This is a genomic window from Deinococcus detaillensis, from assembly GCF_007280555.1.
Taxonomy (GTDB): domain Bacteria; phylum Deinococcota; class Deinococci; order Deinococcales; family Deinococcaceae; genus Deinococcus; species Deinococcus detaillensis.
Map to the genome: position 1 here is coordinate 38,815 of NZ_VKDB01000023.1, position 14,316 is coordinate 53,130.

A 14,316-nucleotide genomic window follows, 5' to 3' on the forward strand; every position below is an offset into this window, starting at 1 on the left:
AGGGCGTGGTGAGTTGTCTGGAAGGCGTTAATGCAGCAGCGTCATCCTCAGCACGCCGTAGACGGCCAGCACCGCGCCCAGCACCTGAATCCAGCGCTCGCCCTTGGCGTACCAGATGGCCAGGCCGCCCAGCGCCACGAACATCAGGCCGATCAAAATGCTGGCGACAGGATCGCCGTAGCGGCCCGCCGCCGCGTAAAGCCCGAAGCCGACCGCCAGCCCCAACATGCCCATCACGGGGCGCAACAAGTTCATGGCGCTGAGTCTAGCGGATCGGCCTTGGGCTCAGGAGCCAGCGCCAGCGGCAGGGCGTCGGCCAAGCGCCACACACCCAAATCAAATTGCGGCAAGCCAAGCTGGGGCCAGAGCCGGAGTGCCAGCGCTTCACCGCCCGCCACGCCTTCCAAGAGGCGGCCCACTTCGCGCCAGACGCCTACCCGGAAGGGAGCGAGGTGGGCTTCGGTCAGGGCAACTTGCAGCCAAGTCAGGGCCGTTCGGGCTCCGGCTGGGCCTTCCAGCAAGCCTGCGCGGGCTTCTAATGTCAGCAACTGAGCGTGCAGGCCCGGATCCGTGTCCGTCGTGCCGGAGGGCGCAACGCGGCGCAGCAGCGCGTGGGCGCGGTTGATTTCGCCCAGCGCCGCGCCGATCTGCTCACCGCGCAGCAGCGCTTCGGCCAGCGTGGCCCGCGCCTGAGCCTCGGCGTAAGGGTGGTCGGTCAGCTCAAGGGCCAGTTTGGCGAAGTTCAGCGCCGCCGCCGCGTCGGGCTCGCACAGCACCCGCGAAAGGCGCATGTCAAAGGCCAACACCTGCTCGCGGTCTGAGAGGCCATGCGCGGCGCTCAGGAGCGCGTCTAGGATCTGGCGAGCGCGGCGCAGGTCGGCGTTGTCCCCTTCAGGCCCAGGGCCACGAAACGGGTGCAGATACGGCAGCCCCAGCCCGCGTGACAAGTAAATCAGCGCCGCCCGGTACTCGGTACGGCGGGTGCGGTAAGCGGCCTCAGCCTGTCGGGCATTGGGTTCAGCCAGCAGCGCAAGCGCCCGCGCCGCTGCTCCCAGCGCTTCTGGCCACTGCCCCAGCGCCAAATGCAGCGGAATACTCTCGCTGACGAGGCGAGCTTGCAACACCGGGTCGGCCTGGTCAGCGGACGGCTGTACTGCTGTATACGGCTGCGTTGTGAGTGCCTGGGCTGTCAGTGCCTGTGCCGCTCGGCTACGCTCCAGCGCCGCGAGAACGTGACCGCTGCGCCGCAGGGCGGTGGCGGCGCGGGCCTCGGTGCGGGCGCGTTCTTGAGGAGACGCGCCGCCCAGTTGCAGGCGGGCGCTGGCGTCATTCAGGGCGCTCAAGGCGGCGGCCACTTGACCCAGCCGCAGGCGCAGATCGCCTTCCTGAGCGCGGGCGCGGGCAAACAGCAGCGGCGAAGTCGGCGGCACGCTCATCAAAAGGCTCAGGGCGTCGGCCCAGCGTCCGGCGTCTTTGGCAATCAACCCGCGCCACAGCGTCGCCCGCGCTCCGCTGGAGTCGGTGCGGGGGTCCTCCACAAAGGCGGTGGCGGCGCTGAGGTCGCCTTGCCAGCGCTTGAGGGCCGCCTCCACCAGCAGCGCGTCGGCCTGCGCTTCGGCGTGCCACGCGTCCAATGAGCTAGACCGGTCTAGCGCAGCCCGCACCTCCGGGTGGGCGAGCTGGGCGGCGGCGGCCTCAAACTGGCCCGCGTCCAGACTGCTCTCGGCCAGCTTGATTCTGGCCCACAGGCGCGGCCCGCTTTCCTCTGCTTCCAGCAAGGTAAACAGGGCGTCGCGGGCCTGCGGGTGGTCGTAGCGGCCCAGCGTGGCTTGATACGTCACCACCCAGCGGGCCACCGCTTGCCGGGCTGGTGGCGGAGCCGATTGCCGAACGCGGCTCCACAGCGGCGCAGCCAGGGCCGCCAAGTCGGGGTGACTTTCAAACCAAGCCCTCAGCGCGGGCCAGTCGCGCAGCTCGGTCAGCGCCCGCAGCTCCCACTCGGCCCACTCGGGGCGCAGGCGGGCAGCGGCGGCGAGGCGTTGCCACGTTTGGCGCAACACGGCGGGGTCTTGCTGGGCGCTGGTTTCAGCGAGCAAGCTGGGCGAGATGGGGCGCGGCTCGGCGGGGTTGACTTCATCGAGGAGCGTCCGCAGGTAGGGAGGCAAGCTCTCCAGCGGCTGACCCAGCGCCGCTTCCAGAATCGGGCGCGGGGCGCTGACGCCCACCGGGCCTTGCGCCACCTGCAAGGCGGCCAGCAAACGGGCGGCCTGCGGATCAGCCAGCAATTTGGCCGCCACCGGCTGCCCGCGCTTGGCACTCACCAGCAGCGTCAAGCGGTCGAGGTGCCGTCCGGTTTGGCGCACCAGCTCGTCTGCCCGCGCCGCGTCTACGCTGAGGGTGCTCATCAGGTAGCGGCGGGCTTCGGCGGAGCTGGGCTGAGCCAAATGAATCACCTCGGCCCGCAGATCGGGCGGTAGGTCGCTAGCCTCTTCAAGCGCCAGCAAAACCGCCAGCCCCTCGGGAGCGCGGCGCAGCAGGTGTTCGGCAGCCCACGCCGCGCTGCTGACCAGCTCGGCGTCGTGGCCTCTCAGTGGCAGACCCCCAAACTGACGGCCCCCCAACGGCCCGCTCCCACTGACCCGAATCAGCAGAGCGCCGCGCCCACCCGCCACGCACCCCTGCAAGAACTGCTGAGCGGCCCGCGCTTGCTGCTCGGCTTGCAGGGCGAACGGTAAATTGGGGTGGCCCCCGTCCCCACTCCCGAGCGCGGCGCTGATGTCCTCGCCCAGCAACAAACGGGTCAGGCGCAGCGCCGGAACTTGCCGCGACAACTCGCGCTCCAGATGCTCGATCAGCAAGGTTTTGCCGACGCCCGCTTTGCCCGCCACCATCAGCTTGGGCGTGCGGCCTGCCAAAATGCCGCTCAGGAAAGTGCGGTAAGCCCGCTTTTTGCTGCGGCCCAAAAGTTCGAGGTCGGCAGGCACGCTGGCGGGAAGTTGCAGCGGCGGAGCGCTCAGGCCCGCCTCGGCGTACAGCCTGCTGAGAATGGCGTAAAGCGCCTGCATATCGGCAGGCAGGCCCACATCCTTGTAAATGATGTTGCGAACCGCCGCTGGATTCGCTCCGCTTGCCCGCATGGCTTCTTCCAGCCAGCGCAGCGAACCGCGCACCCCACCCGCTCCGCGCTGAGCAGGCAGGTGAGGACGCAGCATGGAGAGCATCTCACGCCAGTTCACGGTAAAAGAGTTGTATCAAAGCTGAGTCAGGCCGCGCTGAGGAGCGGGTGTTCCTGCGCGGGGGGCAGCACTCCTCAGGCCATACTTTTCAGGTAGCGCTCGTCAAAGGCAGGTTCGTCAGGCAAGCGTCAAGCGGTTTGGTTATACTCGGTTCAGTTTCTTAACTTCAACTCATTGATGGCCCCTCGGAGGACTTCTTATGCCCAAACCCGTGCTCAACAAACGCCTGCTGACCACCCTCGCCGCCTTGCTGCTGGGCCAGACCCTCGCCGCCGGCTTACCTGACGCCCAGGCGCTCCTCGACCAAGGCAAGTGGCAAGACGCCGCCAGCACGGCGAGCAGCCTCAAAACCGCCGAGGGCTACGCGCTGGCCGCTCAGTCGTACACCCTCGGCGCGGCGCTGCTGCCCGACAACCAGAAAAAGGCCCAGTTTCAAAAAGCGCAAGACCTCGCCAAGCAGGCTATTAGTCTTGACGCCAAAAGCGCCAACGCCCACTTTGAGCTGGCCCGCGCCGATGGCCGATTGGCGCAGTACAGCGGCATTTTGCAGAGCTTGGGCCTGGCCGGTGAAGTCAAGCGCGAGCTGGACACTGCCATTGACCTGAATAAAAATTTGGCCGCAGCTTACGTGGCGCTGGGCTTATGGAACGCCGAGCTGACCGCCAAGGGCTTTATCGCCACCCGCGCCACTGGCGCTGACCGAAGCGAGATCGCTCCCAACTTCGAAAAAGCCATCGCGCTGGAACCCAACAACCCCAGCCACAAGATGGAATACGCCAACGCGCTGATTTTGCAAAACAACAAAACCGCCGCCGCTGCCCAACTTCAAAAGATGGTCGCCTTGCCCGCCGACACCTTCTGGGCAAAGCGCGATTTGGAAGCCAGCAAAGCTAAACTCGCCAGCTTGAGGTAAGCTCAATGCACAAAAAGCGGAGCGCGTCCGAATAGGAATGCGCCCCGCTTTTTGTGCATCAATGTCCTTGTGTACGCCACTGAATTCGTTCAGAGAGAAACATTACTGATGACTTACTGAGCCGTGTATTGAGGCGCGTCGCTGCCGGTCGACTGAGTCTCACTTTGGCTCTGGACAAGCGGCCAGCCCAGCGCTTGCCAGTGCACGCTCCTCGCCGCCGCGTAGCCAGCGCTGCCCAGCGCCAGCACGGCCAAAGCGGTGCGGATCAGCGCAGGCCAGCGGTGAACTTTGGCAAAGGCTCGCGCCGTGTGCTGAGGCGGCCCGAAGTCGCGCAGCGCCGCCGCCCAAGCTTCTTCGGTACTGGCTGTCTCACCGCTCAGGCTCAGCGAATGATCCAGCATCCGCTGAAACAAGTTGGCGTACAGCTCGGCGGCCACCACTGCCCGCGCCCGCCCCGGCAAATGCCGGGTGGCAGCGGCCAAGTAGGCTTGCACAGCGGCAGGCATTTCTGATTCACTCGCCGCAGCCTTTACCACAACGCCCGCAGCGCTTGATCAAAAATCTGGTAGGCGTCGCGGCGGCGCTTGAGCTCGGCTGCTCCAGTGGGGGTCAGGGTGTAGTAGCGCACCTGCGGGCCACCTCTGGGCGGGGCTTTTTCCTCAGCCAGCACCCAACCTTGTTTTTCCAGGCGGTGCAGAGCGGGGTACAGACTTCCGGCATTGAGTGTCAAATACCCGTCCGTGCGGGCGTCCACTTCTTTGCCGATTTCCAGGCCGTAGCGCTCGCCGCCCTCCAGCACGCTCAGCACGATCAAGTCTAAATTGCCCTTGAACAAATTGGCTTCCATGTACGCAGTTTATCAGACACTGATAAAGAGAGTACGGAAAGTGATTTGTCGCAGTTTGGGCAAAGAAAAAGGCCCACAACAGGGCCAAGAGGTTTTTTGCGCTGATTACTGCTGAGCCAGCGGGAATTGAAGCTGCACTTGCTTGTCTTTTTCGTATTGGCAACCAAACGGCACGGTTTGCGAGGCGAATCCTTCACGGCTCACCTTGACCTGACTGACCATCGACCAACCCGGAATGCGCGGCGGGAGGGCGGTGGAGTTGGCGGGAGGGCGCTGTGAGATGCCTTCGTTGACGCTGCTCACAATATCGCGGGCGTTATAGGACGCGCCAAGTGGAGCGCCACCCGGCTGCTTGGCAAACTCGCCCAACTGATCGGCCAGCTTATCTTTGCACTGCTCAATGAACTTGTATTTGCTCAGGCCGTTGGCCTCGGCGTTGCTGTAAAGCGGGTTGCTGCGAACGGCCCAGACGGTCATGAAGCCGAGCAGTGCCACACTCAGGAGGAGAGCGACCCACAGCAGCACTTTCCCAGTGGTGCCGCGTCCGCCCTTGTTGTTTTGGTTGGAACTTGGATAAGAATTCATCTTGTCTTTCAGCATAGCGCGGCGGCTGGAGGCAAATCGTCTGCCTGACCAAAATTTTTAAGGCCGTACCGAGACCTTGCGTTGGACGGCTCTCTGCAACTTCTCAATTCTCCTGCCACTTTGCGTTTGGTGGATACGCCCGAGGCGCTGGCCGACGCCGAAGCCGTAGGCATCCCCACCGTCTTGGTTTACCATGTCGGCAAGGTAGACGATCTGAGCAAGATTCCACTCACGCCAGTCAAGATCAGCGGCCTGAACGTGGTGAGGAAGTAGACTCAGATTCACTTGCCTCCCTCGACTGGCGTGATGGCCCAGCGGGCGATCCAGCCGTAGCGCCAGCCACTCAAGCGGTCAGGCACGCGCCCGTAGACGAAGGTCATTTTTTGAGCCACCCGCGTGTGGCCGTCGTACATCGGTACAGCTTGGGGAGTAATTCCACTGGCAGCCACGAACGCGCTGCCCACCGGCAAAGTATCGGTGGCCACGCCGCCGGAGCCGGGCAAGCTGTAAAGGAAGTTCACCACGCCCTGACCGCTCGGAGTAGGCCGCGACAGGTAATCGCCGACGTTCTGATGGCTATTCGGCCCCAACGGCGCGCTGGGTGTCACCTTGAATTCGGCGTACTGGCTTCTGATTTTGGCACTGCCGCCCGTGATGGTGTAGCGCTTCAGTAGGCCGGGGGGCGACGTGGGCGCGGCCACCTGCGGCATGGCGGCGGGCATGTTGCCCTGCGGCGCGACACTGCTCAGCGGCAACCAGCCGGACACCACGTAAGCGCTCCCTGCCGCGTCTCCTTCTTGCAGGCGGACGCCGAGGGCGAACACGTAGGAAGCGGTGACGCCGTTGACGCGAATCAACTTGCGCTGACCGTAGTTGATCGAGATGCCCTGAGAACTGGCCGTGCCAATGACGCCGCCCAGCCCGTCCACGAGTGGAGCCGGCCCCAGCAGCGGAAAGGCGCAGCCGCCTGTCAGCGGATTCTTGAGCCGGTTGACGCCGCCGCAGCTTTTGCCCTTCGGCGGACTGGGATTGGGCAGCTTGCAGGTATAGGCCGAGCCTCGGCACTCAGCAACCTTGTCCGGCGTTGCCCATGCAGCAGCCGCGCCAACACTCAGCAGCGCCACCAAACTTGGAAACAGCACCTTTCGCTTCACACTTCAGGGTAACGCCAGCAGATAAACGTGAGGGCAGGCTCAGACCTCCGGCAAATACCCCGCCACTTGGTTCATCAGGTCGCGGGCCGTCAAGTCCATCCGAATCGGCGTGACGCTGATAAAGCCGTCTTCCACCGCGCCGAAGTCGGTGTCGCCCGCATACTCGGCGCGGGGCTTGCCCGATACCCAGTGGTAATCACGGCCCTCGGGGTCTTGGCGCGTCACCAGCGTGTCTTCGTAGCGGTGATCGGAGAGGCGGGTCACGCGGACGCCCTTGATGACCGGCGGAATGTTGACATTGAGGAAGGTGCGCGGCGGCAGGCCTTCCCTGAGCACCCGCTCCACCAACTTGGCGGCGTAGTCGGCCCCCGCCGCGAAGTCGTACTCTCCCCCGTTGCTGATCTGGCTCAGGGCAATAGACGGCACGCCCAGCGACACGCCTTCAATCGCCGCCGCCACCGTGCCGGAATGGGTCAAATCGTCGCCCATGTTGGCCCCCAGGTTGATGCCGCTGACCACCATATCGGGGCGGCCCAGCAAGTTTGCGCCCAGCACCACGCAGTCGGCGGGCGTGCCGTCGACTCGGTAAGCCGGAATGTCGCCGAAACCCGCCGCTCTGGTGTGTTTGAAGCGCAGCGGGCGGCGAAAGGTGATGCCGTGCCCGACACCGCTCTGCTCCACGTCGGGGGCGACCACCACGACGTCAGCGATGCGGGCAATGGCAAGGGCCAGCGCCTTGATGCCGGGCGAGAAGATGCCGTCGTCGTTGGCCACCAGAACGCGCTTGCGGGCGGGGTGCGGCGAGGTGCTGGCAGAGGTGTTGTCAGAAGTCATAGCCGTCAGGTTAGCGCGGTGAGGTCAGGGGAATGGGAAGGAAGTGACGAGCCTGCCAACTTCACGCCGTCCACTCCCGCATACACAGCACCAGCCGGTAGCCATCCGGGTCAGCCAACGTCACCCCCCACTGATCCCAGTACGGATTGAGCGCCGCCACCCGCACGCCGCCGCAGGCTTCCAGGTGTTTGACGGTGCTTTCCGGGACCACTTCGCCCAGATACAACACCAGCAAATCGTCGGCGCTGGGCGTGGGTACGGTCCGGTGCAGGGCCGAGTGGGTCAGCTCCAGGTGCCAGGTCGCTCCCGGCAGGCCCAGCATCAGCAGCGAGAACTCGGTGTCAGCGGTGGCCGTGTGTTGGTGCAGCACCTCCAGGCCCAAGCCCCGCCCATAAAAGCGCTCGGCGGCGGCCAGATCGAGGCTGGGCCGCGCCAGACGAATCCGGGTCTGCGCCGTGAGGGAAAGCACCGCTTACTTCTGCGGCTCGATGGTGACTTTGCCGGTGGTCTTGCGGTCCAGGATGTCCTGAAACGCCTGCGCCGACTGCTCAAGCGGGTAACGCGGGCCGACTTGTGGGCGCAGCTTGCCCGCCGCCACCAGCGGATTAAAGAAGGCCAGCGCGTCCCTGACCATGCTCGGGTCGCCCATCATCGGGGTGAGCCACACGCCGGTCACGCTCAGGTTTTTCTTCATCAGGGCAGCGGGATTGATGGTGGCCTGCTCACCGCTAGCCGCGCCCACGATCATCAGGCGGCCCATGTTGGCCAGCATCTTCAGGCTTTTGGCGACCATCTCGCCGCCGGTGATTTCCACCAGAATGTTGACGCCGCCGCTGCCCGCCGCTTCCTTGACCGCCTCCACGATGTCCTCGCGCTCGGAATTAAGGGTCGTCTGCGCTCCCAAGTCGGCGGCTATTTTCAGCTTGGCGTCGGTGCTGGCCAGCGCAATGATGTTGAGTTCAAGCGCTTTGGCAACCTGAATCAGCGCTGTGCCGAGTGCGCCCGCCGCGCCCTGAATCAGCACCGTTTCGCCTTTTTGGGCGCGGCCCAAAGTGATCAGGGTGATGAAGGCGGTGTAATAGCTCACCGGAAAAGCGGCGGCTTCGGCGGCGTCCAGACCGTCCGGCACCGGAATGATGCCGCGCAGAGGAACGATGGCGTATTCCTGCAAAGCCCCTTGCCCAGTCAGCGCGGCGACTTGCTGGCCCACTTCAAAGCCGGTGACGCCCTCGCCCAGCGCGTCAATGGTTCCGGCAAACTCGCCGCCGGGAATCAGTGGCAGCTTGGTGGGCGTCAGATACTGACCCTTGACAGCCAGTACGTCGGCAAAGTTTATGCCCGCCGCCTGCACTTTGAGGCGCACTTGGCCCGCACGTGGTTCGGGCTTGGCAACTTCACGCAGCTGCATCACGTCGGGGTTGCCGGTTTGTTCTACCCAGATTTGGCGCATGGTCTCGGAATTGGTCATGGCTCTACTTTAAGCGCCTGCTGATCGCCCGGATGAAGGAGAGAGCACGTTGTACAGTAAGCGCCGTGTTCGCCTCGGAGTTGCAACAAACGGTGAGTGGCGGCGGTTGACCTGCTCGCCTGCGCGTGAAACCATGAGCGGGCCAAGTCAACCTATCAGACACGTTGAGCGTTTCAGCCCTCTTCACCCACACCGCACCCCGGAGGTAGCACCGTGAGCATCGTAGACCAGATTCGCCAGGGCAACGTTCTCGTTTTGACCATCAACAATCCGCCCGTCAACGCCTTCTCGCCGGGCGTGCCGGAAGGCCTTCACGCTGGTCTGGACGCCGCCGAGCAGGATCAGGCCATCAAGTCGGTGGTCATCATCGGCGGTGGGCGCACCTTCATCGCCGGGGCCGACATCAAGACCTTCGACCTGCCCCGCGAACAGTCGCCCGATCTGCGCGGTTTCATCGTGCGGCTGGACGCCTTTGCCAAGCCGACGGTGGCCGCCATTCACGGCACGGCCCTCGGCGGCGGCCTGGAAGTGGCGCTGGCCTGCACCTACCGGGTGGCCGTCAAGGACGCCATGCTGGGCCTGCCAGAAGTCAAACTCGGCGTGCTGCCGGGCGCGGGCGGCACCCAGCGTTTGCCGCGTGTGGTCGGCGCTCAGAAGGCGCTGGAGATGATGCTGTCGGGCAACCCGATTAAAGCCAGCGAGGCGGCTGGGCTGGGACTGGTCGACGAAATTGTAGACGGCGATCTGCTGACGGGTGCGGTGAAGTTTGCCGAGGCGCACGCTGACGCCCGCCCGCTGCCGCGCATCAGCGAGAAGACCGCCGAGGGCAGCCCTGAAGTCTTTGCCGCCGCCCGAGAAGGCATCAAGAAGACCCACCGGGGTCAGCTCGCGCCCAGTTTCATTATCGACCTGGCCGAAAAGGCCACCACCACGCCGTTTCAGGAAGGCTGGGACGCCGAGGCCAGTTTATTCATGCAGGCCAAGGACTCGCCGCAATCGCGTGGGCTGCGCCACATCTTCTTCGCCGAGCGCGAGGCGGGCAAGATCGCGGGCCTCGGCAAGGACACGCCGCAAAGCGAGATCAAGTCGGTGGGCATCATTGGCGCGGGTACGATGGGCGGCGGCATCGCCATGAACTTCCTGAATGCGGGCATGCCGGTGATGATCGTGGAAACCGCGCAGGACGCCCTGGACCGGGGCCTGGCGACCATTCGCAAGAACTACGAGAACACCGCCAAGAAAGGCCGCATGACCCAGGATGACGTCGAGAAGCGGATGGGTCTGCTGACGCCCACCCTGGACATGGCTGACCTCAAAGACGCTGACATCATCATCGAAGCGGTGTTTGAGAACATGGACGTTAAGAAGGACATCTTCACCAAGCTGGACGGCATTGCCAAGCCCGGCGCGATTCTGGCGTCCAACACGTCAACCTTGGACGTGAACGAGATCGCCAGCGTCACCAAGCGCCCCGAAAGTGTGATCGGATTGCACTTTTTCAGCCCTGCCAACGTGATGAAATTGCTGGAGATCGTGCGGGCCGACAAGACCTCGGCTTCGGTGCTGGCGACCAGCATGGCGCTGGCCAAGAAGATCAAGAAAGTCGGCGTGGTGGTGGGCGTCTGTGACGGCTTCGTCGGCAACCGGATGATTCACCGCTACAGCGACGAAGCCCGGCAACTGGTGGAAGCGGGCGCGGCCCCGCAGGACGTGGACGCCGCCATGAACGGGCTGGGACTCCCGATGGGGCCATTCCAGATGGGCGATATGGCCGGGCTGGACATCGGTTACGCCATTCGCCAGCATCAGGCCAAGGTCGCGGGTAAGCCCAAACCGGACGGCTGGCTCGACCGGATCGTGGAAAAGGGCCGCAAGGGTCAGAAAACGGCGGCGGGCATCTACGATTACGGCGAAGACCGCAAGCCCAAGCCGAATGCCGAAGTCACGCAGCTTCTCTCCAACTACCGCGCCGAGCAGGGTATTACGCCCCGTGAAGTCGGTCAGGAAGAGGCCGCCAAACGCCTGACCTACAGTCTCGTCAATGAAGGCGCGAAGATTCTGGAAGAAGGCATTGCCCAGCGGGCCGGTGACATCGACGTGATCTACATCTACGGTTACGGCTTCCCGGCCTACCGGGGCGGCCCGATGCAGTACGCCGACGAGCAAGGCCTGAAGAATGTGGTGGCCGATCTGGAGCAGTACGGCCAGACGCCCGCGCCTTTGCTGAAGCAATTGGCCGATGCGGGGGGAACGTTTGCGGGGTGGGACAAGGGGGCGGGGCGGGGGTGAGTGCAAAAATATCGGTAGCCATCGCTCGGCGGTCAGTCGCTTGACCCATCCCTTTTATTGGGAACACTCGCTGGAAGTGCTGCGGGTGTCCGGGTCGCTGGATGCTCAACTTCAAGTCAAATTCACTGCTCAAGCCTTATGACCATCCAAGTTCGAGTCCTCAACCCCAACGAGGCCCATATTCTCAATCATCTCGCCCCAGACGTGTTTGACAATCCACCTGACCCGCGCTGGACGGCAGAGTTTTTCGCGGATGCCCGGCACCATCTGGCCGCCGCGCTGGACGGGGAAACGGTGGTGGGCATGGCGTCTGGCGTCCACTATGTCCACCCCGACAAGCCGCCGGAACTGTTCATCAACGAGGTGGGCGTGTCGGACGCTTATCAGGGGCAAGGGCTGGGGCGGCGGCTGATGGACACGTTGCTAGAGCACGCCCGCACGCTGGGCTGCGTGGCAGCCTGGACGCTGACCGAGCCGGACAATGTGGCCGCCCGCCGCCTGTATTCGGCAGTGGGCGGCGAGGAAGACACCTGCCAGATTTCCGTTTTCCCGCTCGGCCAGGAGAATGCTTAGGTGCTCAACGTTGCCTTCCTCACCGACGCGCCGCGAGTGGCGGGCAGCGAAGTGTGGCTGCTCAGCGTGCTACCGCATCTGCCAGCGCTGGGCATTGCTCCGGCGGTGTTTGTGCCGGTGGGAGTGGCCTTGGACACCTTCGCTGAGCGGCTGACGGCGGCGGGCCTCCCTGTGACCCGCTTCGAGCGGCTCGCTGAATTGCCCGTCCTGACCCGCGACTTCGACCTGCGAGTGATGCACGCCTGGGGGCTGCTCACCTACGCCCACCTCTTCCCGCAGCTGGCCGAGCCGCGCTGGGTGGTCATTCATGACCAGCTGGAGTTCTTTTATCCGCTGGGCCTGCGGGCCTTTTACCGGCTGGGCTTTCGGCTGACCAAAGGCTGGGGCATGCGCTCTGCCAGCGGCGTGCTGACCGTCTCGCAGTGGGCCGACGACTGGCTGCGCCGCTTCAAGCTTCCCGCCTCCGGTTTTGTAAAGAATGGGGTGGAAGTGGAGCGGTTCCAGCCTGCCACACAGCAGGAACGCGCCGCCCTCCGCGCCGAGTTGGGCTTTACCCGCTTCACGGTGCTGGTGCCGGGCCGCTTCGTGCTGGAAAAAAACCAGTGGGCGGCGCTGCGCTCGGCCCGGCACGCCCGCGACCTTGATTTCGTGTTCGTGGGCGATATGGACTCACTGCTGGGCAAGCTGGCCGTGCAGTTCAAACGGCTGGCCCGTCTCAGCAACGTCCGCTTTCTGGGCCGCCGCCATGACATGCCTGCCCTCTACCGCGCCGCCGACGCGCTGCTCCAGCCCACGCTGGCCGAAAACCAGTCGCTGGTGACTTTGGAGGCGATGGCTTCCGGCCTGCCGATCATCACCACGCCGATTCCCGCACAGGCCGAACTCGTCGAGGACGGCGTGTCGGGTCTGCTGGTACCGCCTGCCCCGCACCTGCTGGCGCTGGCGTTGCTCCGCCTGTCGGCGAGTCCCGAACGTGCCCGCCAGATGGGGGCGGCGGCGCGGGCGCGGGTGCTGGCCGCGCACACGCCCCAGCACACAGCAGCGGGGCTGGCCCGACTTTTACTTTCTGCCGCTTCTCCCGTCTCAACGCAAGCCAATGCATCCAAGCCCTCTCAACCAAAGGAGTTCCACCATGCCTGAAGCTGTCATTGTTTCCACCGCCCGCACCCCCATCGGCAAGGCCTACCGGGGCTACCTCAACGACACCCACGGCTCCGACATGGGCGCACATGCCGTCAGCCACGCCGTAAAACGGGCGGGCGTTGATCCGTCTGAGATCGAAGACGTGATCATGGGCGCGGGCAACCCCGAAGGCGCGACCGGCAGCAACATTGCCCGCCAGATCGCGCTGCGGGCCGGATTCCCGGTCAGCGTGTCGGGTGTGACCGTCAACCGGTTTTGCTCCAGCGGCCTCAACGCCATCGCTATAGCCGCCAACAGCGTCATGGCCGGGCAGGGCGACATCATCGTGGCGGGTGGGCTGGAGAGCATCAGCCTGACCCAGAACGAGCATTCCAACAAGTTCCGGCTGCGCGGCGAGTGGCTGATGGAACACAAGCCCGCCATCTACATGTCGATGCTGGAAACGGCGGAAAATGTCTCGAAGCGCTACGGCATTTCGCGTGACGCGCAGGACGAGTACGCCTTGAGAAGCCAGCAGCGCACCGCCGCCGCCCAGCAGGCGGGCAAGTTCGACGACGAGATCGTGCCGTACACCGCCAGCATGAAGGTGCAGGACAAGGCCACCGGCGAGATTTCCGATAAAGAAGTGACGCTCAAGCTCGACGAGGGCAACCGCCCCGATACCACGCTGGAAGGGTTGCAAAAGCTCAAGCCGGTCTTCGAGGGCGGCGTCATCACGGCGGGCAACGCCTCGCAGCTCAGCGACGGCGCGTCGGCCTGCGTGGTCATGAGCGCTGACCTCGCCCGTGAGCGTGGCCTCGCGCCCCTCGGCCTGTTCAAAGGCTTCGCCGTTCACGGCTGCGAACCCGACGAGATGGGCATCGGGCCGGTCTTCGCGGTGCCGCGTCTGCTCAAGCGCCACGGTCTGACCGTGGACGACATCGATTTGTGGGAACTCAATGAGGCGTTCGCGGTGCAGGCGCTCTACTGCCGCGACAAGTTGGGCATCGACCCCGAAAAGTACAACGTCAACGGCGGCAGCATTTCTATCGGCCACCCTTACGGCATGAGCGGCGCACGCCTCACCGGACACGCCCTCTTGGAAGGCAAACGCCGGGGCGCGAAGCATGTGGTCGTGACCATGTGCGTCGGCGGCGGCATGGGCGCAGCGGGGTTGTTCGAGGTGTTGTAAGGTGGATGGTATCTGATTAGCGGCTTGTAGAAGGTCAGCAGCGCAAGGACATCAAGACGTCGACGGGATCCTGACCCCGCAGACGGGCGGTTTCCACGGTGGA

At 64.6% G+C, this 14,316-nt stretch carries 15 protein-coding genes; 6 read left to right on the forward strand and 9 right to left on the reverse strand.

The genetic code is table 11. The features are described 5' to 3' along the window. Positions 1-27: 27 nt before the first annotated feature. Both FNU79_RS15385 and FNU79_RS15390 read right to left on the reverse strand, forming a co-directional pair. On the reverse strand, positions 28-255 hold the full coding sequence (locus FNU79_RS15385; RefSeq protein ID WP_143721690.1) for a hypothetical protein: 228 nt from the start codon (positions 253-255) through the stop codon (positions 28-30). Continuing rightward, positions 252-3,212 carry a hypothetical protein gene (locus FNU79_RS15390; RefSeq protein WP_225430112.1) on the reverse strand — a complete coding sequence of 987 codons (2,961 nt, stop codon included), beginning with the start codon at positions 3,210-3,212 and terminating at the stop codon, positions 252-254. The genes FNU79_RS15385 and FNU79_RS15390 overlap by 4 nt, the downstream gene beginning before the upstream one ends. 223 nt (positions 3,213-3,435) lie before the next feature. Between FNU79_RS15390 and FNU79_RS15395 the strand changes: the two genes are divergently transcribed. After that, complete coding sequence (locus tag FNU79_RS15395; protein WP_143721691.1) at positions 3,436-4,149, forward strand: tetratricopeptide repeat protein; 714 nt, start codon at positions 3,436-3,438, stop codon at positions 4,147-4,149. 113 nt (positions 4,150-4,262) lie between these two features. Here the strand turns inward: FNU79_RS15395 and FNU79_RS15400 are convergent, their stop codons facing one another. From FNU79_RS15400 to FNU79_RS15410, 3 genes are all read right to left on the reverse strand, one after another. Further along, positions 4,263-4,655 (reverse strand): hypothetical protein, encoded by a 393-nt coding sequence (locus tag FNU79_RS15400; RefSeq protein WP_143721692.1) that lies wholly within the window; start codon positions 4,653-4,655, stop codon positions 4,263-4,265. A 23-nt stretch (positions 4,656-4,678) separates the two neighbouring features. Then, entirely contained in the window at positions 4,679-4,996 is a 318-nt protein-coding gene (locus FNU79_RS15405) for a PadR family transcriptional regulator (RefSeq protein WP_143721693.1), read from the reverse strand. A 105-nt stretch (positions 4,997-5,101) separates the two neighbouring features. Then, on the reverse strand, positions 5,102-5,581 hold the full coding sequence (locus FNU79_RS15410) for a hypothetical protein (RefSeq protein ID WP_143721694.1): 480 nt from the start codon (positions 5,579-5,581) through the stop codon (positions 5,102-5,104). A gap of 81 nt (positions 5,582-5,662) precedes the next feature. On the opposite strand from FNU79_RS15410, the gene FNU79_RS15415 reads away from it, so the two are divergent. Continuing rightward, positions 5,663-5,854 (forward strand): hypothetical protein, encoded by a 192-nt coding sequence (locus FNU79_RS15415; RefSeq protein WP_143721695.1) that lies wholly within the window; start codon positions 5,663-5,665, stop codon positions 5,852-5,854. A gap of 8 nt (positions 5,855-5,862) precedes the next feature. Here FNU79_RS15415 and FNU79_RS15420 read toward each other — a convergent pair whose 3' ends face one another. From FNU79_RS15420 to FNU79_RS15435, 4 genes are all read right to left on the reverse strand, one after another. Continuing rightward, positions 5,863-6,735 (reverse strand): hypothetical protein, encoded by an 873-nt coding sequence (locus tag FNU79_RS15420; RefSeq protein WP_143721696.1) that lies wholly within the window; start codon positions 6,733-6,735, stop codon positions 5,863-5,865. A gap of 39 nt (positions 6,736-6,774) precedes the next feature. Then, positions 6,775-7,569, reverse strand: coding sequence for a 5'/3'-nucleotidase SurE (surE, locus tag FNU79_RS15425; protein ID WP_143721697.1), 795 nt, complete (start codon positions 7,567-7,569; stop codon positions 6,775-6,777). A 61-nt stretch (positions 7,570-7,630) separates the two neighbouring features. Then, on the reverse strand, positions 7,631-8,038 hold the full coding sequence (locus tag FNU79_RS15430) for a VOC family protein (RefSeq protein ID WP_143721698.1): 408 nt from the start codon (positions 8,036-8,038) through the stop codon (positions 7,631-7,633). A gap of 3 nt (positions 8,039-8,041) precedes the next feature. Further along, complete coding sequence (locus FNU79_RS15435; RefSeq protein ID WP_225430113.1) at positions 8,042-9,037, reverse strand: quinone oxidoreductase family protein; 996 nt, start codon at positions 9,035-9,037, stop codon at positions 8,042-8,044. Between the two features lie 213 nt (positions 9,038-9,250). On the opposite strand from FNU79_RS15435, the gene FNU79_RS15440 reads away from it, so the two are divergent. From FNU79_RS15440 to FNU79_RS15455, 4 genes are all read left to right on the forward strand, one after another. Then, positions 9,251-11,326 (forward strand): 3-hydroxyacyl-CoA dehydrogenase NAD-binding domain-containing protein, encoded by a 2,076-nt coding sequence (locus FNU79_RS15440; protein WP_143721699.1) that lies wholly within the window; start codon positions 9,251-9,253, stop codon positions 11,324-11,326. Between the two features lie 138 nt (positions 11,327-11,464). Continuing rightward, complete coding sequence (locus FNU79_RS15445; RefSeq protein ID WP_143721700.1) at positions 11,465-11,899, forward strand: GNAT family N-acetyltransferase; 435 nt, start codon at positions 11,465-11,467, stop codon at positions 11,897-11,899. Next, positions 11,900-13,039: a glycosyltransferase family 4 protein gene (locus tag FNU79_RS15450; protein WP_143721701.1), complete on the forward strand. Its 1,140-nt coding sequence runs from the start codon at positions 11,900-11,902 to the stop codon at positions 13,037-13,039. After that, positions 13,032-14,213 carry an acetyl-CoA C-acyltransferase gene (locus tag FNU79_RS15455; protein WP_143721702.1) on the forward strand — a complete coding sequence of 394 codons (1,182 nt, stop codon included), beginning with the start codon at positions 13,032-13,034 and terminating at the stop codon, positions 14,211-14,213. Before FNU79_RS15450 ends, FNU79_RS15455 begins: the two co-directional genes overlap by 8 nt. Positions 14,214-14,316 lie beyond the last annotated feature (103 nt).

Excerpts from the sequence above, each read along its gene's own strand:
- surE (WP_143721697.1), bottom strand. The coding sequence starts at position 7,569 with ATGACTTCTGACAACACCTCTGCCAGCACCTCGCCGCACCCCGCCCGC.
- FNU79_RS15435 (WP_225430113.1), bottom strand. The coding sequence starts at position 9,037 with ATGACCAATTCCGAGACCATGCGCCAAATCTGGGTAGAACAAACCGGC.
- FNU79_RS15455 (WP_143721702.1), top strand. The coding sequence starts at position 13,032 with ATGCCTGAAGCTGTCATTGTTTCCACCGCCCGCACCCCCATCGGCAAG.
- FNU79_RS15445 (WP_143721700.1), top strand. The coding sequence starts at position 11,465 with ATGACCATCCAAGTTCGAGTCCTCAACCCCAACGAGGCCCATATTCTC.
- FNU79_RS15390 (WP_225430112.1), bottom strand. The coding sequence starts at position 3,212 with ATGCTGCGTCCTCACCTGCCTGCTCAGCGCGGAGCGGGTGGGGTGCGC.
- FNU79_RS15395 (WP_143721691.1), top strand. The coding sequence starts at position 3,436 with ATGCCCAAACCCGTGCTCAACAAACGCCTGCTGACCACCCTCGCCGCC.
- FNU79_RS15385 (WP_143721690.1), bottom strand. The coding sequence starts at position 255 with ATGAACTTGTTGCGCCCCGTGATGGGCATGTTGGGGCTGGCGGTCGGC.
- FNU79_RS15410 (WP_143721694.1), bottom strand. The coding sequence starts at position 5,581 with ATGAATTCTTATCCAAGTTCCAACCAAAACAACAAGGGCGGACGCGGC.
- FNU79_RS15405 (WP_143721693.1), bottom strand. The coding sequence starts at position 4,996 with ATGGAAGCCAATTTGTTCAAGGGCAATTTAGACTTGATCGTGCTGAGC.
- FNU79_RS15400 (WP_143721692.1), bottom strand. The coding sequence starts at position 4,655 with ATGCCTGCCGCTGTGCAAGCCTACTTGGCCGCTGCCACCCGGCATTTG.